This window comes from Arthrobacter sp. P4_F10, from assembly GCF_056401435.1.
The window spans coordinates 198,452-220,307 of the sequence record NZ_JBFUJJ010000006.1; the positions used below are offsets into that span (position 1 = coordinate 198,452).

Annotated in this window: 19 protein-coding genes; 14 read left to right on the top strand and 5 right to left on the bottom strand. The window is 66.4% G+C overall.

All coding sequences use genetic code 11. The features are described from left to right. Positions 1–63: 63 nt before the first annotated feature. Together AC1DR1_RS09870 and AC1DR1_RS09875 are read left to right on the top strand one after the other, a co-directional pair. The gene (locus tag AC1DR1_RS09870) at positions 64–1,260 is read left to right on the top strand and encodes a trans-sulfuration enzyme family protein (RefSeq protein WP_364748170.1); all 1,197 of its coding nucleotides are present in this window, start codon (positions 64–66) and stop codon (positions 1,258–1,260) included. Between the two features lie 9 nt (positions 1,261–1,269). Continuing rightward, positions 1,270–1,629, top strand: a complete 360-nt coding sequence (locus tag AC1DR1_RS09875; RefSeq protein WP_229992759.1) for a DUF2516 family protein — start codon at positions 1,270–1,272, stop codon at positions 1,627–1,629. 160 nt (positions 1,630–1,789) lie between these two features. Here the strand turns inward: AC1DR1_RS09875 and AC1DR1_RS09880 are convergent, their stop codons facing one another. After that, a complete protein-coding gene (locus tag AC1DR1_RS09880) occupies positions 1,790–2,638 on the bottom strand; it encodes a class I SAM-dependent methyltransferase (RefSeq protein WP_229992760.1) in 849 nt (282 codons plus the stop codon). 166 nt (positions 2,639–2,804) lie between these two features. Here AC1DR1_RS09880 and AC1DR1_RS09885 point away from each other — a divergent pair, with 166 nt between their 5' ends. Beyond that, entirely contained in the window at positions 2,805–3,551 is a 747-nt protein-coding gene (locus tag AC1DR1_RS09885; protein WP_229992761.1) for a phosphoglyceromutase, read from the top strand. Between the two features lie 133 nt (positions 3,552–3,684). Here AC1DR1_RS09885 and phoU read toward each other — a convergent pair whose 3' ends face one another. Beyond that, the gene (gene phoU / locus AC1DR1_RS09890) at positions 3,685–4,347 is read right to left on the bottom strand and encodes a phosphate signaling complex protein PhoU (protein ID WP_229992762.1); all 663 of its coding nucleotides are present in this window, start codon (positions 4,345–4,347) and stop codon (positions 3,685–3,687) included. A 207-nt stretch (positions 4,348–4,554) separates the two neighbouring features. On the opposite strand from phoU, the gene AC1DR1_RS09895 reads away from it, so the two are divergent. Next, on the top strand, positions 4,555–5,787 hold the full coding sequence (locus AC1DR1_RS09895; protein ID WP_229992778.1) for a sensor histidine kinase: 1,233 nt from the start codon (positions 4,555–4,557) through the stop codon (positions 5,785–5,787). Continuing rightward, positions 5,784–6,464: a response regulator transcription factor gene (locus tag AC1DR1_RS09900; RefSeq protein ID WP_090583992.1), complete on the top strand. Its 681-nt coding sequence runs from the start codon at positions 5,784–5,786 to the stop codon at positions 6,462–6,464. Before AC1DR1_RS09895 ends, AC1DR1_RS09900 begins: the two co-directional genes overlap by 4 nt. A 156-nt stretch (positions 6,465–6,620) precedes the next feature. Here AC1DR1_RS09900 and AC1DR1_RS09905 read toward each other — a convergent pair whose 3' ends face one another. Continuing rightward, positions 6,621–7,190: a hypothetical protein gene (locus tag AC1DR1_RS09905; protein ID WP_229992779.1), complete on the bottom strand. Its 570-nt coding sequence runs from the start codon at positions 7,188–7,190 to the stop codon at positions 6,621–6,623. A 326-nt stretch (positions 7,191–7,516) separates the two neighbouring features. On the opposite strand from AC1DR1_RS09905, the gene AC1DR1_RS09910 reads away from it, so the two are divergent. From AC1DR1_RS09910 to rlmB, 6 genes are all read left to right on the top strand, one after another. Next, positions 7,517–7,999 carry a CarD family transcriptional regulator gene (locus AC1DR1_RS09910; protein WP_026266570.1) on the top strand — a complete coding sequence of 161 codons (483 nt, stop codon included), beginning with the start codon at positions 7,517–7,519 and terminating at the stop codon, positions 7,997–7,999. 200 nt (positions 8,000–8,199) lie between these two features. Further along, a complete protein-coding gene (ispD, locus tag AC1DR1_RS09915; RefSeq protein ID WP_229992763.1) occupies positions 8,200–9,033 on the top strand; it encodes a 2-C-methyl-D-erythritol 4-phosphate cytidylyltransferase in 834 nt (277 codons plus the stop codon). Then, positions 9,030–9,536, top strand: coding sequence for a 2-C-methyl-D-erythritol 2,4-cyclodiphosphate synthase (gene ispF / locus AC1DR1_RS09920; protein WP_229992764.1), 507 nt, complete (start codon positions 9,030–9,032; stop codon positions 9,534–9,536). Before ispD ends, ispF begins: the two co-directional genes overlap by 4 nt. Positions 9,537–9,673: 137 nt before the next feature. Continuing rightward, a complete protein-coding gene (locus tag AC1DR1_RS09925) occupies positions 9,674–10,024 on the top strand; it encodes a hypothetical protein (protein WP_229992765.1) in 351 nt (116 codons plus the stop codon). A 107-nt stretch (positions 10,025–10,131) separates the two neighbouring features. Continuing rightward, positions 10,132–11,589 (top strand): cysteine--tRNA ligase, encoded by a 1,458-nt coding sequence (gene cysS / locus AC1DR1_RS09930; protein WP_229992766.1) that lies wholly within the window; start codon positions 10,132–10,134, stop codon positions 11,587–11,589. A gap of 122 nt (positions 11,590–11,711) precedes the next feature. Beyond that, the gene (gene rlmB / locus AC1DR1_RS09935) at positions 11,712–12,713 is read left to right on the top strand and encodes a 23S rRNA (guanosine(2251)-2'-O)-methyltransferase RlmB (protein WP_229992767.1); all 1,002 of its coding nucleotides are present in this window, start codon (positions 11,712–11,714) and stop codon (positions 12,711–12,713) included. An 848-nt stretch (positions 12,714–13,561) separates the two neighbouring features. On the opposite strand, the gene AC1DR1_RS09940 is transcribed toward rlmB, so the two are convergent. Continuing rightward, entirely contained in the window at positions 13,562–14,365 is an 804-nt protein-coding gene (locus AC1DR1_RS09940; protein WP_229992768.1) for a carbon-nitrogen hydrolase family protein, read from the bottom strand. Positions 14,366–14,480: 115 nt separating this feature from the next. On the opposite strand from AC1DR1_RS09940, the gene glgX reads away from it, so the two are divergent. Continuing rightward, positions 14,481–16,598 carry a glycogen debranching protein GlgX gene (gene glgX / locus AC1DR1_RS09945; protein ID WP_364748159.1) on the top strand — a complete coding sequence of 706 codons (2,118 nt, stop codon included), beginning with the start codon at positions 14,481–14,483 and terminating at the stop codon, positions 16,596–16,598. A 22-nt stretch (positions 16,599–16,620) separates the two neighbouring features. After that, positions 16,621–16,977 (top strand): barstar family protein, encoded by a 357-nt coding sequence (locus AC1DR1_RS09950; RefSeq protein WP_229992770.1) that lies wholly within the window; start codon positions 16,621–16,623, stop codon positions 16,975–16,977. A 34-nt stretch (positions 16,978–17,011) separates the two neighbouring features. On the opposite strand, the gene glgP is transcribed toward AC1DR1_RS09950, so the two are convergent. Further along, positions 17,012–19,630 (bottom strand): alpha-glucan family phosphorylase, encoded by a 2,619-nt coding sequence (gene glgP, locus AC1DR1_RS09955; RefSeq protein ID WP_229992771.1) that lies wholly within the window; start codon positions 19,628–19,630, stop codon positions 17,012–17,014. 151 nt (positions 19,631–19,781) lie between these two features. Between glgP and AC1DR1_RS09960 the strand changes: the two genes are divergently transcribed. After that, a complete protein-coding gene (locus AC1DR1_RS09960) occupies positions 19,782–21,854 on the top strand; it encodes an alpha-1,4-glucan--maltose-1-phosphate maltosyltransferase (protein ID WP_476992538.1) in 2,073 nt (690 codons plus the stop codon). The last annotated feature ends 2 nt before the right edge of the window (positions 21,855–21,856 follow it).

Genomic DNA, 21,856 nt, shown 5'->3' on the forward strand with positions numbered 1-21,856 from the left:
GACACTTCAGTGCCCGGCGTAACGCCTTGGGTACCCTGCGGGGCGCCCACGTACCCTGTCTCCATGAGTCTTTCTGAACAACAGGCCGCCGCGCTTTCGCCGGATTCCCTGGTTGTGGCGGCAGGGCGCCCGCCGCGCACCCGCGACGAACCCGTCAACCCGCCGCTTGTGCTGTCCTCGACCTACTTCGGCACCGGACCGCTGGGGGACGGCGATCGCGGCTACGGCCGGTATTCCAATCCCACGTGGGACCCCTTCGAAGAGGCGCTGGGCCAGTTGGAAGGTGCGGAGCTGCCGGGGCTGCTCTACGCCTCTGGGCTCGCCGCCGTGAGTTCGGCACTGTCCCTGGTGCCCGCCCAGGGCGTGCTCGTGATGCCCTCGCACAGCTACGCGGGCTCGGTCACCATGGCCACCGAACTGGCGGCCAAAGGCTTCCTCGAGTTGCGGACGGTGGACATCGCGGACACCGACGCCGTCGTGGCCGCAATTGCCCCGGCCGGCGGCCGCGCCGCCAGCATGCTGTGGCTGGAGAGTCCCACCAACCCCATGCTCGGCGTCGCGGACATGCGGGCCCTGACCGCCGCGGCGCATGAGGCCGGTGCGATCGTCGTCACGGACAACACCTTTTCCACGCCCTTGGTGCAGCAGCCCCTGAGCCTGGGCTCCGACGTCGTGCTGCATTCGGTGACCAAATACCTCTCCGGCCATTCCGACGTCGTGCTCGGTGCGCTGGTGACCTCCGACGCCGGTCTCCGCGCCGCGCTGCTGCACCACCGCACCATCCACGGCGGGATCGCCGGACCGTTCGAGGCGTGGCTGGCGCTGCGCGGGCTCCGCACCCTGGCGCTGCGGATCGAGCGTTCGCAGGCGTCGGCCCAGGTCCTGGCCGAACGGCTCCACGGTCATCCGCGGATTGCCGGCATCCGGTTCCCCGGACTGGCCTCGGACCCCGGCCACGTGCGGGCTAAGGAGCAGATGAAGGGGTTCGGGTCCATCCTGTGCATTGAGGTTGCCCCCGTAGTTGGGCGGGACGGTGGCATCAGCGGCGCCGAGGCCGCGGACCGGATGATCCGCGCCCTGCACCTCTGGCTCCCCGCCACGTCCCTGGGTGGGGTGGAATCCCTGATCGAACGCCGGCGCCGGCACACGGCCGAGCCGGAGAGCGTACCGGACAACCTGGTCCGGATGAGCGTGGGCATTGAGAACGTGGAAGACCTTTGGGCCGATTTGGAGCAGGCGTTGGGCACTCTGGACGGCTAGGCTGGGGGAGTGGACGGACGCATGCTGATTTACTTTGTCGAATCCGGGGTTTACCTGGTCCTTGCCGTAGTGGCCTTTGCCTTGGAGGCGTGGGCGTTTTTCGATTGCCTCCGGCACAAGGCCAACGCGTTCGAGGCCGTATCGAAGCGGACCAAGACCTTCTGGCTGGCCCTGACCGGCGGCGCGTTCGCCGTGGGCCTGTTCTCCCTGCTCTCGCAGTTGGGCAGCGGTGGCGGCGCCAGTTCGCTTGGCATTTTCGGCCTTGCGGCGGTGACGGCCGCGTCCGTGTACCTCGCCGATGTCCGCCCCGCGGTCAAGGACGCCGGTCGCGGCCGCGGCAGCAACATGGGCCCCTACGGGCCCTGGTGATCCCCACCAGCCCCCTCAGCTCGCAGGCTCGCTGAGGGAACCCTGCCGGCGTGGGCCCAGCACCAGCCCCCTCAGCTCGCAGGCTCGCTGAGGGAACCCTGCCGGCGTGGGCCCAGCACCAGCCCCCTCAGCTCGCAGGCTCGCTGAGATCCGGAACCGGCTAGCTTCCCGGCGCCACGGCTTCCCAGCTGACCGTTACTTCGCCCAGCCGCCAGCGGGACGGGCCGTCCTGGATGGGCCAGCCGGCGTCTAGCAGTGCACGGCACATTGCTGTGAAGCGCTGCCGGCTGCCGAACGACGCCAGCGGCGCCGCTTCCAGCCAGGCCTTGTCCATTGCCTGCAGGTAGGCGTGGATCTTCTCGCCGGGCACGTTGCGGTGGATCAGGGCCTTCGGCAGCCTTTCGGCGACGTCTGAGGGCAGCGCGAAAGCACCGAACCGCATGGACACGCTCAGGCTCAGCGGCCGCTCGACGTCGAGCGCCACCCAGGCCGCTCGGCGCCCGATTTCATCGCACGTGCCGTCGATGAACAGCCCGCCCGGAGCGAGACGGTCCTGCACCAGCTGCCAGATGCCGGCCACGTCGGCTTCCTCGTACTGCCGCAGCACGTTGAAGGCGCGGACCAACACGGGATTTCCGGTCACCGGCAGCTCGAAGCCGCCCAGCTGGAACATCAGGCCGGGCCGTTCAAGAGCTTGGGCCTGCCGGACACGCTCCGGTTCGATTTCGATCCCCACCATCTGCATGTCCGCGCGGACCCCCGCGAGGCGTTCGAAGAGTTCGACGGCGGTGGCCGGCGAGGCGCCGTAGCCGAGGTCGACGGCGAGGGGATGGGCCGCGGCGCGCAGCCGCCACGCCTGCGGCCCGGTCAGCCAGCGGTCCACCCGGCGCATCCGGTTGGGGTTCGTGGTGCCACGGGTCACGTTGCCCACGGGCCTGCCGCCGCGCGCGCCGCTTCTCGTTCCGCCCTGGTTCCGGGGGGACAGCACCCGTTCAGCCTTCTGCACCACCGCCCAAGCCTATCCTCCAACGCGGGGTCACTTGTGGCCATGGTGAGCCGCGGGATGGGCGCGAGGTGACCGTGCATTGCGGTGAGGGCGTGGTGAAACCCGGCCGTCAACCGCGCGGCGTGTAACGCACGGCACCGCCGCCGACCGCTCGGCTAGGATGAAAACCATGACTTACAAGCTGATTCTGCTGCGCCACGGCCACAGCGACTGGAATGCCAAGAACCTCTTCACCGGCTGGGTGGACGTTGACCTCAACGACCAGGGCCGTGCCGAGGCCGTGCGCGGCGGCGAGCTGCTCGTGGAGAACAACATCCTCCCCGACATCCTCTACACCTCACGGTTGAAGCGGGCCATCAACACGGCGAACATGGCACTGGAAAAGGCCGACCGCGGCTGGATCGACGTCAAGCGTGACTGGCGGCTCAACGAGCGCCACTACGGCGCACTGCAGGGCAAAGACAAGGCCCAGACCCTCGCCGAATTCGGCGAGGAGCAGTTCATGCTGTGGCGCCGGTCCTACGACACCCCGCCGCCGCCCCTGGCCGACGATTCCGAGTTCTCCCAGGTGGGGGACCCGCGCTACGCGGACCTCGGCGACGCCGTCCCGCGCACCGAATGCCTCAAGGATGTCCTGATCCGGCTCATGCCGTACTGGGAATCGGACATCAAGGAAGACCTCAGGGCTGGGAAGACCGTCCTGGTCACTGCCCACGGCAACTCGCTCCGCGCCCTCGTCAAGCACCTTGACGGGATCAGCGACGAGGACATCGCCGCACTGAACATCCCCACCGGCATCCCGCTGGTCTACGAACTGGATGAGGACTTCAAGCCGCTGAACCCGGGCGGCACCTACCTCGACCCCGAGGCCGCCGCCGAGGCCATCAAGGCAGTTGCCAACCAAGGCAAGAAGTAGGCGGTTCCCGCCCCGAACGGCGCCAAGCGCAAAGGATACAAACAACGGCGTCCGGCCACCCCCAAGGTGACCGGACGCCGTCGTTGTGTCAGCGCAGTTGCCCCAGCGCGGTTGTGTCAGCGCGGGGCCGGCGTCAGATGTGTTCGATGCTGTTCGGCTGCCACGCGCCGGTGACGAGGTACGTGACCTTCTGGGCAACCGAGACGCCGTGGTCGGCGAAGCGCTCAAAGTAGCGGCTGGCCAGGGCAACGTCCACCGTCGTGGCCGGCGACTCCTGCCAGTCGCTGCGCGCGATCGCCTTGAAAACGCTCAGGTGAAGGTCGTTGACCTCGCTGTTGGCCTTCATGATTTCCCGGGCCACGCCGAGGTCGCGGGTTGCCAGCAGTTCCGTGAGCTTCTGGGCGATCAGCAGGTCCAGTTCCGCGAAGCTCTTGAAAGTCTCCCGCAGCTGATCCGGAACCACTGACTCCGGGTAGCGCAGACGCGCCAGCTGGGCCAGGTGGCGGGCGAGGTCGCCCATGCGCTCCAGCGAGGCGCTCATCCGGAGCGAACCAACCAGCATGCGCAGATCGCTCGCCACCGGACCCTGGAGGGCAAGGATGTCGATGGCGCGCTCGTCGAGGCTGTTCTGCAGGAAGTCGATGCGGGCATCGGCGGCAATCACGTCCTCGGCGAGGTCGATATCGGCGCCCTCGAAAGCTGTCGTGGCCTTGTCGATGGCCTCTGTGACCAACGCTGAGATCTCGACGAGCTGTTCCCTTACCTGGGCGAGCTCCTCCTGAAAAACCTTACGCACGTGTGCGTCCTTTCCTCGGAAATATTGCCTGCAGTCGAAGCGGCGGGCCTATTTCGGTTCACCTACCGGCGCTCCAACTGTCAACTCTTTCAGTATCCGGTGAACTGTTACGCCCCAATAGGTGAACGTTAGCTGAACCGGCGCCCGAATCGCAGGAGATTTCGGTTTCGGTCGTGTGGCAGAGCATAAGCTGGAGCCGTGGATCCAATGCTCATCGGCGTGATCGCCGGCCTGATCGGCCTCTCGTTTGGCATGTTCGGCGTACTCGCGTTCCGGGTGAGTGAGCAGCAGCGGCACATTGTGGACGTCGACGTCGACGACCCCTCGCTGCCCGAGGGTGCCGCGGAGGTGCTCGCCGTCCTCGGCCGCGCTTTCGTGGTGGTTGACGCGATCGACGGCGTGGTCCGCGCCAGCCCGGCCGCATACGCCTATGGCTTGGTCCGCGGGCACACCGTGGTGCACCAGCAGTTGCTGGAGATGACGGCCAAGGTGCGGCGGGACGGTGTCATCCTCGAAAAGCAGCTGGAGCTGCCGCGCGGCCCGCTCGGACAGGGAACGATCGTGGTCCAGGTCCGGGCCGCCGTCATCACGGAGGAATACATCCTCCTGCTGGCCGATGACCGGACGGAATTCACCCGCACGGAGGAAGTCCGCAACGACTTTGTCGCGAATGTCTCCCACGAACTGAAGACACCGGTCGGGGCGATCTCGCTCCTGGCCGAGGCGCTCGAGTCGTCCGCCGACGACCCCGAGGCGGTCAAGCGGTTCGCCAAGCGCATGCATAAGGAATCGACCCGGCTTGCGGCCCTGGTCCAGGACATCATCGAACTCTCCCGGCTCCAGGGCGCCAACGTCGCGCAGCAGGGCCGCCCGGTGGACATCAACACTGTGGTCAGTGAGGCCGTGGACCGCTCCCAGCTGCCGGCCGAGAGCAAGAACATCCAGCTGGTGGTCGGCGGGCACGCCGACGCCATGGTCTACGGCGACCAGGACCTCCTCGTCACCGCCCTGCGCAACCTGATCGACAACGCCATCCGCTACTCGCCGGAGAACACCAAGGTGGGTGTGGGCATCCGGGCCAAGGACGGCCTCGTGGCGGTCTCGGTGACGGATCAGGGCGACGGGCTCAGCGCCGAGGACCAGGAGCGCGTCTTCGAGCGCTTCTACCGCGTGGACGCTGCCCGCTCCCGGCAGACCGGAGGCACGGGGCTTGGCCTGAGCATCGTCAAGCACGTCATTTCCAACCACGGCGGCGAGGTGACCCTGTGGTCCCAGCTCGGCCAGGGTTCCACGTTCACCATTCGACTTCCCGAGATGGAAGGGCAGGACGACGGCGACGCCTCTGATGCGGGCAAGCCCGCGGCCCACACCTCCAGCCGGGACCCCAGACCGCAACGACGTGACGCCGCCGGCGTCCATGAGCAAGGAGCTACCGCTTGAGCCGGATTCTGATTGTCGAGGACGAGGAGTCCTTCAGCGACCCCCTGTCCTATCTGTTGGGTAAAGAAGGGTTCGAAGTCGAGGTGGTGGACAACGGACTGGACGCCATCACCGAATTCGACCGCAACGGCGCCGATCTCGTACTCCTGGACCTGCAGCTGCCGGGCCAGTCCGGCACGGAGGTCTGCCGCCAACTCCGGCAGCGCTCCGGTGTGCCCGTGATCATGCTGACGGCCAAGGACTCGGAAATCGACAAGGTGGTGGGGCTGGAACTGGGTGCCGACGACTACGTCACCAAGCCCTACTCCTCGCGGGAACTCGTGGCCCGGGTCCGTGCCGTCCTGCGGCGCCAGAGCGAGCCGGAGGAACTCGTCTCCAGCACGGTGCAGGCCGGTCCTGTCCGGATGGACATTGAACGCCATGTGGTGAGCGTCGGGGGCGAGCAGATCGCCTTGCCGCTCAAAGAGTTCGAGCTGCTGGAAATGCTGCTGCGGAACTCCGGCCGGGTCCTGACCCGCGGTCAGCTGATCGACAGGGTCTGGGGCTCCGATTATGTGGGGGACACCAAGACCCTTGACGTCCACGTCAAGCGGCTGCGCAGCAAGATCGAGCCGGATGCCTCCGCGCCGCGGTACCTGATCACGGTCCGCGGGCTGGGTTACAAGTTCGAGCCCTAAAGCCGGACGAAGCTGCCCGGCGGCCCGGCCGGGCAGCTGGAAGTCCACGCAGCGGGACGTCGACGCAGTTGGACGTCCCGGGCAGCAAGTCCAGGGACATGCAAAAGGAGGGGCACCGGCAGGTGCCCCTCCTTTTGCATAGGTCCAGCCGCTGGGCTAGTGGCCGGCGGTGCTGCTCGGCGTCGGCGTGGCCGTCTCGGTCGAGGTTGCCGTCTCGGACGACGATGCCGTGCTGGCGGCGGTGGGCTCCGGCGTCGGCAGGTACGTCTTGTAGTCGACGATCGTCCCGTCCAGGACCGGAACCTTGAACATGGCGTCCTTGTTGGTGCCGTCCTCGGAGATGGTGACTTCCGCCATCGCGCCCGGCTTGGCTCCGGAGGTGCTCAGGATCGCGGCGTCCGTGGAATCGTTGAGCATGGTGTAGGAATTCTGCTTGACCGGAACCTGGGTCTGCGAGCCCTCCGCACCCTTAATGGTCAGCACCACGTCGTTGGAGGACGTGTTGTACACGGCGCCGATCACGCGGCCCGGTTTGTCCTCGCCATCGGAGATGATGATGAAGTTGCGCAGCTGCAGCGCACCGAGATCAGTCCGGGTTCCGTCCGAGGCCGAGTACTGCGCCGTGGTCTGCTGGGCGTTGAGGTAGCCGCAGCCGGTCAGGGACAGCAGGCCGATGCCAAGTGCCGCCGTTGCCATTGCCAGCTTGCCGCGCTGGCCCCGGTTCATCGCAGTGAAACGCACGTCACGCACTCCTTGAGAGTCTTGAAACATTATTCAGCCATAGCCTAGCCGCAATCGGCCTCAAACAAGGATTCGGCGCCTACACACAAGCGCGGGTAGCCGTGCGTCTCCGGCGACGAGACCCGGCTTGGCGGGGGCCGGAAACCTCTTGGCAGTTAAGGCTGCAGGCACTATTATCCGCATTCGTCAAGGGGTTTGAGGGGGTGGATTGCGGCCATTTTCCCCGGATTCATGCGGTTTCCGGCACGTTTAGATGCCAGTTGTATGCCTTAATCGTGATAAACTGGTCTGCGGGAAAGGGGAATGTCCACATGGTTTTTGAGGTCGGCGAGACAGTAGTTTACCCTCACCACGGTGCAGCGAAAATTGAAGAAATCAAGATGCGCACCGTCAAGGGCGAAGAGAAGATGTATCTCAAGCTCAAGGTGGCTCAGGGTGATCTGACCATTGAAGTTCCAGCAGAAAACGTTGACCTGGTTGGGGTTCGGGACGTAGTGGGCAAAGAAGGCTTGGAGCATGTGTTCGATGTGCTGCGGGCCGAGTTCACTGAAGAACCCACCAACTGGTCGCGTCGTTACAAGGCAAACCTGGAAAAGCTTGCTTCCGGTGACGTCATCAAGGTAGCCGAGGTCGTTCGCGACCTCTGGCGCCGTGATCACGACCGGGGTCTCTCCGCAGGAGAGAAGCGCATGCTGGCCAAGGCCCGCCAGATCCTGATTTCGGAACTGGCACTGGCTGAAAAGACTGATGAAGAGAAGGCTGCAAGCGTTCTCGACGAGGTCCTGGCTTCCTAACACAGGGCCGGCCCCAGCAGGGCCGGCGCAGATAAGAATCGAACCCCGGTGGCGTAAGGCCGCCGGGGCTTCTTTTTGCCCTTTTTCAGCCGCCGCCCCTCGGTTGCGCTATCAGTTGTGGCTGCCCTGGGTGCCCCGGAACAGCCACAAGTGCTAGCGCAACGGGATGCTCCGAGGCGCGGGGACGTAGTCTTGTGCCCATGGATACTGCACCGACGAAAACGTCACCGGCCGGTCCCGCCACTGCGGTCATTGTGGTGGCCGCCGGCTCCGGCCAGCGCCTGGGCTACGGCATGCCGAAAGCTAAAGTGCCTCTCGGCGGGGACAGCATCCTCACCCACGCCCTGCGCGGCGTGGCAGCCGCGGGGATCGCGCAGCAGATCTGCATTGCGATCCCCCCGGGAGACACCGAGCTGCGGGCGCTGTGCGAGGCCTTCACGCAAGAGCTTGCGGCCGGGCAGGTGCGCACCGCGGAGTCCCCTTACGGCGTCCAGGTTCCGGTCGTGACTGTCGTCGACGGCGGTGCGAACCGCGCCGATTCGGTCCGTGCCGCGATGGCGGCCCTGCTGCCTGGTACCGAATCAGTCCTGGTCCACGACGCCGCCCGGGCACTGGCTCCGGAGGCGGTCTTCCACCGGGTGGCAGCGGCGCTTGGCGCCGGCGCCTCGGCCGTCATTCCGGTGATACCGGTTGTCGACACGGTCAAGACCGTCGAACCGACCACCGGCGACGGCGCCGCGGTGGCCCCCGAACTGGTCACCGGGACAGCGCCCCGGGAGTCGCTCCGCGCCGTGCAGACGCCGCAGGGATTCGCCTTCGCCACCCTTAAGCGCGCCCACGAGGCTGCCGCCGGGTTCGACGCCGGCCAGGCGGCCCTCGTCACGGACGACGCGATGCTCGTGGAGCTCATCGGCGTCCCCGTCCACGCCGTTCGCGGCGCCAGCCAATCCCTGAAGATCACCACGCCCCTGGACCTGATCCTGGCCGAAGGCCTCCTCGAAGGCCCCTTGGGCGCGCGCTGGGTGGAGGGATGAGCATGTCCACCAATGCGCCGCTGATCCCCAGGACCGGGATCGGGATCGACGTCCATGCCTTCGCCGCCGAAGACAAGCCCCAGCCGTTGTGGCTCGGCGGCCTCTTCTGGGAGGGGGAGCGGGGACTGTCCGGCCATTCCGACGGTGACCCCGTGGCGCACGCCGCGGCCGACGCGCTCTTCTCGGCCTGCGGGATCGGGGACCTGGGCACGCATTTCGGTACGGACCGGCCCGAATATGCCGGGGCGTCCGGCGTGACCCTGCTGGCCGAGGCCGCCAGGATTGTTCGCGCCCACGGATTCGAAATCGGCAATATCGCCGTCCAGTTCGTGGCCAACCGGCCCAAATTCGGCCCGCGGCGGGAGGAATCCCAGCGTGTCCTCAGCGACGCTGCCGCAGCGCCGGTCAGCGTCACCGCCACCACGAGCGACGGACTCGGATTCACCGGCCGGGGCGAGGGGATCTCGGCCGTCGCAACAGCGCTCGTCTATCCGGCCAGCTAACCACCGCAGGTTAGTCACAGGAAGTTAAACACCGCAGGCCAGCCACTGCAGGGTTAAACGCTCCCAGCCCCGGTCCCCTAGGCTTGAGGGTGAAGACCAAGCCTGACCGCCAGTTCCAAACAGCCAGGAGACCTGCCGTGAAAAAGCTGCTGACCGCCGTCGTACTCGTGGCAGGGACCATGCTGAGCGGCTGTGCCGGCTCGACGGCGACGCCCAGCCCCACGCCAAAGATGAGTGTCGAGGAAAGCTGCAAGTTCCTCAACACCGATACCTTCGTGCCTACCGGGAACGCGAAGGAGCAGGCCGGGCAGATTGGCCAGCACTACCAGGAAGTTGCGGACAAGGTGGCGCCGGAAGTGGGCGCCCCCATCCAACAGATGGCCGAGATCATGAAGCAGGTCGCGGCAAGCCCCACGGGAACCAAGACCGACGAACAGACCGCCCAGCTCACGGAGCAGATCAACAAGATCGGGCAATACTGCAAGTAGGTTGCCGGAGCGGTGGTTCCAGATTCCCGGTCGCCAGCAAAGCGTCAGTAACGCCGCCAGCAATGCCGCCGGTAAGGCCGCGGAGCGCCATCGGCTAATCTGGAGCGGTGACCCTGCGCTTTTACGACACTGCATCCGCCGAAGTCCGCGACTTCGTCCCCCTGGTACCTGGCCACGTGAGCCTGTACTACTGCGGAGCCACCGTGCAGGGCATGCCGCATGTCGGCCACATCCGCTCAGCCATCGCGTTCGACCAGCTGACCCGCTGGCTGCAGTACCGCGGCTTCCGCGTGACGGCGGTCCGCAACGTCACCGACATCGACGACAAGATCCTCGCCAAGTCCGCCGCGTCCTTCGGCCCCGATTTTGAGGACGAGCCCGGAGCCCAGCGCAACGAGGAATGGTGGGCCCTCGCCTACCGCTACGAGCAGGAATTCCTCAAGGCCTACGACACCCTGGGCGTCTCCCGTCCCACCTATGAGCCCCGCGCCACCGGCCACATCCCGGAAATGCATGCCCTCATCCAGCAGCTGATCGACCGCGGCCACGCCTACCCGGCCCTCGACGACTCCGGCGACGTCTACTTCGACGTGCGTTCCTGGTCCAAGTACGGCACCCTGACGCGCCAAAAACTCGACGACATGCAGGGTGCCGCGGACGCCGACCCGCGCGGTAAGCGGGACCCGCGCGACTTCGCGCTGTGGAAGGGCTACAAGGACGGGGAGCCGACGACGGCGAGCTGGTCCTCCCCGTGGGGCCCCGGCCGCCCGGGCTGGCACCTCGAATGCTCCGCGATGGTCACCAAGTACCTCGGCACCGAGTTCGACATCCACGGTGGCGGACTGGACCTGCGCTTCCCGCACCACGAAAACGAAATGGCACAATCCCAGGCGGCCGGCCACGGCTTCGCCAACTTCTGGATGCACAACGGCATGGTCACCTACGCCGGCGAAAAGATGTCCAAGTCCATCGGCAACACCGTCAGCCCGGCCGAAATGCTCGAACTCGCCCCGCCGCGGGTTGTCCGGTACTACCTCGGGCAGGCGCAGTACCGCTCCGTGCTGGACTACCAGCCGACCTCCCTGCAGGAAGCCGCCGCCGCCGTCGAACGCATTGACGGGTTCATCAGCCGCGCACTTCGGAGCGCGACGACGCACGACGGCGCCGTCGGCTTCTTCAGCTACGGCACAGTTCCGGATGCCTTCGCGGCCGCCATGGACGATGACCTCAACGTGCCGCAGGCCCTCGCCGTCCTGCACGACACCGTCCGCGCCGGCAACACCGCGCTCACCGAAGGAGACCTCGACGCCGCGGGGCAGGCACTCGCCAGCGTCACCGCCATGGTGGACGTTCTCGGCCTCAACGCCACCGCGACACCGGCCGCCGACGAACAGGCCAACACCGCCCTTGGCGTTCTGGTCGAGGCGCAGCTGACGGCGCGGGCCCACGCCCGGGCGGCCAAGGACTGGGCCGCCTCGGACGCCATCCGCGATACGCTCGCCGCCGCCGGCGTCGTCGTCGAGGACGGCCCGGACGGGGCGAGCTGGAGCCTCAAGCGCGGCTGATCCTCGTTGACGGCGGCCGGAGAAGTGGGCCGTCGTCGTCCCTTCCGGTCGAGGATTTTACTCGAGTCAGTAGACTGGAGGTCAGACTTATCAACGAATCGCGTATTTAAAGGGTGAAACTCATGGCCAACAACGGTCGCCGCTCGGTCAAATTGAAGAAGGGCCCCTCCGTCGGAACCGGCGGTCACGGCCGCAAGGCACTTGAGGGCAAGGGCCCCACGCCGAAGGCGGAGGACCGCCCCTACCACAAGGCGTTCAAGAACAAGCAGCTCTCGGAACGCTCCGAAGCCAAGCGCGCCAGCGGAAGCCGCACCACCAGCGCCGCCGCCCGCACCGGCCGCTCCGGACCCAAGGGCCGCGCCACGGAAGAGGTCGTCACCGGCCGCAACTCCGTGGTCGAAGCCCTGCGTGCCGGCATCCCGGCCAAGGCCCTGCACGTCGCCGTCCGCATCGAAATGGACGACCGCGTCAAGGAATCCCTGAAGCTCGCCGCCGAACGCGGCATCCCGCTGATGGAAACCGGCAAGCCCGAGCTCGACCGCATGACCGACGACGCCATCCACCAGGGCCTCGTGCTGCAGATCCCGCCGTACGAATACCAGGACGCATACGAGCTCGCCGAAGAGACGATCGAGGCCTGGAAGAAGGGCCACGTAGCCAACGCCCCGCTCTTCGTTGCCCTCGACGGCATCACCGATCCCCGCAACCTCGGCGCGATCATCCGCTCCGTCTCGGCCTTCAGCGGCCACGGCGTCATCGTCCCGGAACGCCGCTCCGTGGGTGTCACGGCCTCGGCCTGGAAGACCAGCGCCGGCGCGGCCGTCCGCGTCCCCGTCGCACGCGCGGCCAACCTGAACAACACGCTCAAGGCCTTCAAGAACATGGGCATCTACGTCCTGGGTCTCGACGGCGACGGCGACGTCTCGCTGCCCGAGCTCGCCCTGGCAACCGAACCGGTGTGCATTGTCGTTGGTTCCGAGGGCAAGGGCCTGAGCCGCCTGGTCCGCGAAAACTGCGACCAGATCGTCTCCATCCCGATCGACTCCGCCATGGAATCACTCAACGCCTCCATGGCAGTCGGCATCTCCCTCTACGAAATCTCCCGCCAGCGCGCCGCAAAGTAATCAGCGTTAGCTCGGTATCGGGCCCGCCGCAGCGCTCGTTGCGGTTGGGTCCGCCGTAACCGGAGTCGTGGCTGGGTCCGCCGCAACCAAAGTTTTGCCGTCGCTTAGCGGTCAGCCCCTTCCCAAACTTCGCAAGCTCAGTTCGGGGCCCTCGGGGCTGTCCTTCCTCCCTGCACCTCGTGCGGCCGCTGGCGGCCTTACGCGGTTCCGGTCGGCGATGCGCTCCTTAGCAAAACTCCGGCTCCGGCGATGAGCCTCGCTCACCTTTCGTCGTAAAACGTCAAACGCTGCCTCACGTTTCGTCGTAGGTCGGCCAACGCTCCCTCACTTCTTGAACTGCTCCCCGGAAGTTGGACTGAGATATTCAGTTCCAGCTTCTGGGGAGCAGTTCATCTCGTGAGGGAGCAGTTGCCTTTAATGCTCAGAATCGGGGTTCTCCTCGGTTCTGATGTTCCTCCGAAGTACATCGACGCAGGACGCACGTTCCTTCCTGCGACGCGCATTTCCCTCTGCGACGCGCTGATCTCTTCCCGCGACCCGAATACCCCTAGCACCAGGGCGTTTGCGCGTCGCCAGGCTGAATAGGCCGCGGAAGTCGTTGTGAATACCGAAGTGCTAGACGCGGGTTGGGCTGAATTCGAGCGGGCAGCGGTGTCTTGCTAAGGAGCGCATCGCCGACCAGAGCCGAATGAAGCCGGCCGCGGCCGAAGTAGGCGGCGGGAGGAAGGGGGCTGACCCCTAAGCGACGGCAGGGCGCCGTTGCCTGCGGAGGTGACCACGGGAAAGGCGCCGGTGACCGCGGGACGTAACCACGGAAGACCTGACCACGGCGAACCGTAGCCGAGTTCTTAGAACTTGTGGCGGTTGACTAGGACCGGGAGTTTGGTTCGGGCTTCCTTGACGGTGGCGGTGTCGAGGTCGGCGAACAGCAGGCCCGGGGCGCCGTCGAGCTCTTGCAGGATGTCGCCCATGGGGGAGACCACCACGGAGTGCCCGACGCCGGTGGGGGCGGAACCCTTGACCGGGTGACCGACGCTGGCGGGGTCGCCCTGGCCGCAGGCGAGGACCAGAGTGGTGGAGTCCAGGGCGCGGGCGCGGGCCAGGAGCTTCCACTGATCGGCCTTGCCGGGGCCCGAACCCCAGGAGGCGCACACAATGTTGACGTCGGCGCCGCGATCCGCGTTTTCCGTGAACAGGTCCGGGAAGCGGACGTCGTAGCACGTGGCGAGGCCGAAGGTCACGCCGTCGAGCTCGAACGTGACGGGGGCGGTGCCAGCGTCAACCGTGTCCGATTCGGCGAAACCGAAGGCATCGAACAGGTGGATTTTGTCGTAGCTGGCCTCGAGGCCGGGGCCGGTGACCAGCAGGGTGTTGCGCACCTTGGAGCCGTGACCGGCCGTGCCCGGGGTGAACATCCCGGCGACGATCACGATGCCGAGTTCCGCGGCGAGGGCGCGCACGCGTGCAGCCCATGGGCCGTCCAGAGGCTCGGCGATATCCAGGAGCGAATTGCCGAAGGCCCGCATGGTGGCTTCGGGGAACACCACCAGGTCCGCGCCGCCGGCCTTGGCCTGGCGCGTGTAGGCGTCCACGAGGGCCAGGTTCGCGGCCAGATCGCGGCCGGTGATGATTTGGGCTAATGCAACGCGCACAATTACCTCCAACTCGGCGCTCCATTACAGTATGCAGTGCGGCGGTCCGTACACTGCAAAACGTCATGAAAACGAAAACGGGGGCCATTTGTCCGGCCCGGCTAAGCTTTAAGCAATGGTTATGTCTTACATAGATACAGCTTCCACCGTAGACGCTTCGCGGGCGTTTCCGCTGGGGATCAGCATTCCGCACACCGGCTCACCGGCAGTGGACGATCCCCGGGGTGAGTTCGCCAACGTGGCCGTCTACGCGCCCGGCGTGACCACCCTGGAGATCGCGTATCAGGCGCCCGGGGGTACCTGGCAGGTAAAGACCCTGCCCAATTACACTGACGGCGTCCACCACGGCATTGTGGAGGGCATTCCCGCCGGTTCGCGCTACGGTTTCCGGTCCTCCCCGGAACACGAGGCCCTGCCGCTGTCCATGCCCGCCACCGATTTTGATGCCGTCGGCGAGCAGCCGCTGTTGATGGACCCTTACGGGCGGGCCGTCGACGAACGTGAGGGCCTGATCACCAGTGTCCGGGTCGGCAGCGACTTTGACTGGGGCCTGGACCGCAGCCCCCGCGTCCCGTGGCGCAACACCATCGTCTACGAGGCCCACGTCCGCGGCCAGACGAAGCTTCACCCGGATATTCCGGAGGAATTGCAGGGGACCTACGCCGGGATGGCCCACCCGGCCATGATCGAGCACCTGATCTCGCTGGGCGTCACGGCGATCCAGCTCCTGCCCGTCCATTTCCACGTGGATGAGCCGCACCTGCAGCAGCTCGGGCTGACGAACTACTGGGGCTACAACACGGCCGCCTTTTTCGCACCGCACCCCGGCTACGCCACCGAGGCCGCCCAGGCCGCCGGCGCCCATGCGGTCCAGGACGAGTTCAAGGGCATGGTCAAGCTGCTGCATGCCGCCGGGCTCGAGGTCATCCTCGACGTCGTGTACAACCACACCGCCGAGGGCGGCACGGACGGTCCCACCCTGAGCTTCCGCGGCCTGGGCGAGATGCAGTACTACCGCAACGACGGCCACGGCAAGTATGTCGACACCACGGGCTGCGGCAACAGCCTGAACTTCGGCGAACCCCGCGTGGTGCAGCTGGTGCTGGATTCCCTGCGCTACTGGGTGAGCGAGTTCCACATCGATGGCTTCCGCTTTGACCTTGCCGTCACGCTTTGCCGCAACAGCGCCAACGAATTCGATCCGCGGCACCCCTTCCTCGTCGCGGTGGGCGCCGATCCTGTCCTGTCCGGCGTGAAGTTGATTTCCGAACCCTGGGACGTTGGCTACGGCGGCTGGCAGACCGGCCGGTTTCCGGCAGGATGGGTGGACTGGAACGACCATTTCCGCGACGCCGTCCGCAGCTTTTGGTTGGCTGACCGCGCCGCGATCGACGGCGGCGGCAGCGGCGGGCCGGTGGCCCGCCTCGCGGACGCTCTCTCTGGTTCGGCCCGGCTGTTCGAGTCTTCGGGCCGGTCCCGGCTTGCCTCGCTGAACCTGGTCACGGCCCACGACGGCTTCACCCTGGCCGATCTGACGGCGTACGACCGCAAGCACAACGAGGTCAACGGTGAGCAGAACCGGGACGGCCACGGCGACAACCGCAGCTACAACCACGGCTTCGAGGGCCCCACGGAAGACGGCGACATCCTCGCCCGGCGCGCCCAAAGCCGGCGGAACCTGATGGCCTGCCTCATGATTTCCCAGGGCGTGCCCATGATCACCGCCGGGGACGAGATCTGCCGGACCCAGCAGGGCAACAACAACGCCTACTGCCAGGACAACGCCCTCACCTGGATCGACTGGACCAGCACCACCGAATCCCACGCGATGCTGCGCACCACCAAGCGCGTCATCCGGCTTCGCAAGGAGTTCCTGGCCAGCCAGCCGCATGATTATCCGGCGCGCGACAACCAGTCCTACTTCCACTGGTTCGATGTGGACGGCAAGCCCATGTCAGCCGACACGTGGCATGACCCCGGCCACCGCGTGATCCAGCTCCTGCTCGGCTCCGACGACGGGCACATCGACGGCCTCGTGGTGGTCAACGGCGGCGCCGACGACGTCAAGGTCACGTTGCCGCCGCAGCTCAGTAACGAGGACGGCACCGGACACCGGCTCTTCGAGCTTCGCGTGACCACTTCCGAACTCCATGACCGGCGTCAGGGCGCCCGAGTTGCCTCCGGTGAGCGGGACCTCGTCCAGGCCAACACCATCAATATTTACCGCACCTAATTATTTCGAGATTAAGGACCCCATGAAGATTTACTCGGCTGAGACCTGGACCATCGAAGAACTCACGGCGCAAATCGACGACGCCGGCCGCCGCGCCCTGGTGGTCCCCGCCGCCGATACCAAGCAGGCGGTCCTGGACACGTTCGGCGAGCTCCTGGACGTCCCGGACGACTATGGCACGGACCTGGATGCCCTGCACGATTCGCTGCACGACGTCGCGGATGCCGTGACGGACGACGGCGAGGCCCCCGTCACCTTTATCTGGCAGGTGCCTGCCGCCCTCCGAGCGGACCGCTCCTTCGCCGTCATCTGCGAAACGCTGCAGGACGCCGAAGGCTACGCCGGCAAGAGCCTGGACGTCATCGCCGTCTGCCTCTAGCCGACATCAGGCCTTGACGATCAGGCGCTGACGATCAGGCGTTGACGATCAGGCCAAGTTCCGCTTTGGACGCCAGCGCCTCATTCTTGGGGAGCACGCGCACGGTGTAGCCGAAGGACCCCGAACGGTCGATCACCAGCGTGCCGCTGAAGAGGTGCCGGCCCTTGCCGAGGTCTTCGGCGGCCTTCAGCTCCGCGACCGTGATGTCCGTCAGCTCGTCCGTGTCCTCGGCCCGGCCGTAGGCCACTTCAACATAGACGTCGTCCGGGGAGAGCTCACGCAGGGCCACGTACGCATTGACCTGCAGCAGGTCGCCGATCTGCGGGTCCTCGGAGACCCCCACCGAGTCGACGTGTTCCACCTGGATCTGCGGCCAGGCGGCCCGGATCCGAGAGGTCCACGCCGCCAGCGCCTTGGCCTGGGCGTAGCTATCGGCCACCGCGCGGCGTCCTGCGATCGCGGCGGGCCGGTACAGCACGTTGACGTAGTCCCGGAGCATCCGTTCCGCGGAAACCGCCGGGCCAAGGTGGGACATGGTGTGCTTGATCATGGAGACCCAGTGGGTGGGAACCTTCTGCGGGCCGGGCTGGGACGGTCCCGCGGCTCCGGCCGCGTCGGACACGGTCAGCCCGTAGAACCGCGGTGCCACCTGCGTCTCGAGCAGCTCGTACAGTGCCGCCGCCTCGATGTCGTCACGTTCTTCCGGGGAAGCGTCGTTGTTGGCGGTCGGGATCGCCCAGCCGTTCTCGCCGTCGTACATCTCGTCCCACCAGCCGTCCATGACCGAGAGGTTCAGCGAACCGTTCAGGGCAGCCTTCATGCCGGACGTTCCACAAGCCTCCAGGGGGCGCAGCGGGTTGTTCAGCCACACATCACAGCCGGGGAACAGCGTCCGGGCCATGGCGATGTCGTAGTTGGGCAGGAACGCGATCCGGTGCCGCACAGCGGGATCGTCGGTGAACCGGACCAGGTCCTGGATCATCTTCTTGCCGGCGTCGTCGGCCGGATGCGACTTCCCGGCGATGACCAGCTGGATTGGGTGCGTCTTGTGCAGCAGCAGCGCCTTGAGCCGTTCGGGGTCGCGCAGCATCAGGGTCAGCCGCTTGTAGGTCGGCACGCGGCGGGCAAAGCCAATGGTCAGGACGTCCGGGTCCAGGACGGAGTCCGTCCACGCCAGCTCGGCGTCGGCCGCGCCGCGCTTCTTCCAGGCGGCCCGGAGCCGGCGGCGTACATCATCCACCAACGAGACCCGCATCTCGCGCCGCAATGCCCAGAGATCCTCGTCGGTGACGTTGTAGGCCAGGTCCCAACGGCCCTGCGCCTCCGCTTCGGTGCCGAACTGGTCCCGCGCCAACGCGGAGATCCGGGGGTCCACCCAGGTGGGGACGTGCACGCCGTTAGTGACGGACGTGATGGGGATTTCGGAGTGGTCGAAGCCCGGCCAGAGGGCGGAGAACATTCCGCGGGAGACTACGCCGTGCAGTTTGGCCACACCGTTGGCCCGCTGGGCCAGCCGCAGTCCCATGACGGCCATGTTGAACACGAACGGGTTGCCGTCGGCGAAGTCCTCACGGCCCAGATCCAGGATCTTTGCGACCGGGACGTCCGGGGCGAGTCCGGCTTCGAAGAAGTGCTGGATCTGGGAGATCTCGAAACGGTCGATGCCCGCCGGGACCGGCGTGTGGGTGGTGAACACCGTGGACGCCCGCCCGGCGGCCAGGGCTTCCTCCCAGCTGAGCGGCTCCGGGCCGGACATCAATTCCTGGATCCGCTCGACGCCGAGGAACCCGGCGTGGCCTTCGTTGGTGTGGAAGACCTCCGGCGCGGGGACGCCCGTGAGCCGCTGGAACTCGCGCAGCGCCTTGACCCCGCCCATGCCCAGCAGGAGTTCCTGCTGCAGCCGGTGGTCACCGCCGCCGCCGTACAGGCGGTCGGTGATGCCGCGGGCGGATTCGTCATTGCCCGGAACGTTGGAATCCAGCAGCAGCAGCGGAACGCGTCCGACGTCGGCCCGCCACACGTGCGCCAGCAGGCGCCGGCCGTTGGGGAGGGGAAGGGAAATCTGGATCGGTTTGCCGTTGCCGTCCGGGGCGGCCTCGCGCAGGAGCGTCAGGGGGAGCCCGTCCGGGTCGAGGACCGGGTAAGTTTCCTGCTGCCAGGCGTCCCGGGACAGCGACTGCTTGAAGTAGCCGGCCTGGTACAGGAGGCCGACGCCGATCAGCGGCACGCCAAGATCCGAGGCCGCTTTCAGGTGGTCTCCGGCCAGGATGCCAAGGCCGCCAGAGTACTGCGGCAGGACCTCGGTGATGCCGAATTCGGGCGAGAAGTAGGCGATGCACGCCGGTGCGCCGTCGCCCAGGCTCTGGTACCAGCGCGGCTGTTCCAGGTACTGGTCGAGGTCGTCGGCTGCGGCATGAACACGCTGCACAACGTCCTGGTCCGCAGCGAGGCGCTGCAGCTCTTCCCGGCTTACCAGGCCGAGAAAAGTCACCGGGTCGTGGGCGCTCTCCGCCCAGATCCCGGGATTGAGCCCCTCAAAAAGCTCCCGGGTGGGCCGATGCCAGGACCACCGGAGATTGGTGGCGAGCCGGGCCAGCGGCCGGATCGACTCCGGGAGAACGGTTCGGACAGTAAATCTGCGGATTGCCTTCACCTGCGAAACACTAACGGACAAGTCGTTGCCCCGGAACCGCTTTAAGATTCTTTCCTGTAAATGACGAATATCGGTCCGACCAGAACCGGAAACCTCCGGAAAACGTTCGAGGGCTTAGCATTCTGGCCGTTTTGTAGATAACGTCGAGGCTGTGACGAATAACTCGCGAACCAGCGCCGTGTCCAAGCAAAAGCCCAAGGCCCTGATCACGGATGGCCTTCGATTTGGCCGCTTTCCGATCACCGCCGTGCAGCCTTCGGTGGACGGCGGAAAGTTCCCCGCCAAAGCCGTCGAGGGCCAAACCATTGTCGTGGGAGCCACCGCGTTCCGGGAGGGACACGACCAGCTCGGCGTCAGCGCCGTCCTGCTCGACCCCCGCGGCAAAGAGCGGCAGCGGGTCCGCCTCGCCCCGCCGCGCGGACCGCGCGGAATGGGCACGGACCGCTGGGAAGGCCTCCTGACCCCGCCCGCCACCGGCAACTGGTCCTTCGTCATCGAGACCTGGCACGACCGCTACGGCACCTGGCACCACAACGCCGAGGTCAAGGTGGAGGCCGGCATCGACGTCGAGCTCATGCTGGCCGAAGGTGCCGCACTGCTGGCGGAGGCCTCCGAGGACGCCTCGCGCCCCTCCGGTGACCGCCGGACGCTGCGGATGGCCGTCGTCGTCCTCTCCGATACTTCCCGGACACCCGAGGAGCGCCTCGCCGCCGGCTTCGGCGCCGACGTGGCTGCCGTCGTCGAACGCCAGCCCATCCGTGAATTTGTGACGGTTTCCGAGCCCTACCCGCTGCTGGTGGAGCGAACGCTTGCCGGGTCCGGCGCCTGGTACGAATTCTTTCCGCGTTCCGAAGGTGCCGTGCGCAACCACGAAACGGGGGAATGGACCTCCGGTACCTTCCGCACCGCCGCGCAGCGCCTCGACGCCGTCGCCGCCATGGGTTTTGACATCATCTACATGCCGCCGATCCACCCGATCGGTGTCCAGCACCGCAAGGGACCGAACAACACCCTGATCGCCGGGCCGCATGATCCCGGTTCGCCGTGGGCCATCGGGTCCCATGAGGGCGGCCACGACGCCATCCACCCGGACCTGGGCACCTTCGAGGACTTCGACGCCTTCGTGGCGCGGGCCGGCGAACTGGGACTGGAAGTGGCCTTGGACCTGGCGCTGCAAGCTGCGCCGGACCACCCGTGGGTGCAAAGCCATCCGGAATGGTTCACCACGCGCGTCGATGGGACTATTGCCTACGCGGAGAATCCGCCGAAGAAATACCAGGACATTTTCCCGCTGAATTTCGACAACGACCCCGCCGGGCTGTCCAACGAAATTCTCCGGATCGTCATGCTCTGGGTCAGCCACGGCGTCAAGGTTTTCCGGGTGGACAATCCGCACACCAAACCCGTGTGGTTCTGGGAATGGCTGATTGGCAAGGTCAATAAGAAGCACCCCGACGTCGTCTTCCTGGCCGAGGCATTCACCCGCCCGGCCATGATGCACGCTCTTGGCCGTGCCGGCTTCCAGCAGTCCTACACGTATTTCACTTGGCGGAACACCAAGGAAGAACTGGAGAAGTACTTCCAGGAGGTCAGCCACGAATCGGCGGCCTACTTCCGGCCGAACTTCTTCGTCAACACCCCGGACATCCTCACCGAATACCTGCAGTTCGGCGGCCCGGCGGCCTTCAAGATCCGTGCCGCCCTGGCCGCGACGGCAAGCCCCATCTGGGGCGTGTACGCCGGCTTTGAGCTCTACGAACACGTGGCACGTCCCGGCGCCGAGGAGTACATCGACAACGAGAAGTTTGAGTACAAGTCCCGCGACTGGGACGCGGCGGCCGAATCCGGGCGCACCCTGGCCCCGTACCTGACCCGGCTCAACGCGATCCGCCACGCGCACCCGGCCCTGGGAGATCTGCAGAACCTGACGGTGCACCAGAGCTCGGACAGCTCCACCGTAGTGTACTCCAAGCACAAGACCCTCCCTGACGGGACCAAGGACACCCTGATCATCGTCGTCAACGTGGACCCGCACAGCACCCGGGAGAGCACCGTATCCCTGGACCTGCCGGCGCTGGAACTGGACCCGGAGAACTTCACGCACAACGGCCGTTTCATGGTTGATGACCTGCTGACCGGCGAGAGTTGGGAATGGGGGGAATACAACTACGTCCGCCTGGACCCGCACGTCGAGCCTGTTCACGTTCTTAGCATCCGGAGGTAGTG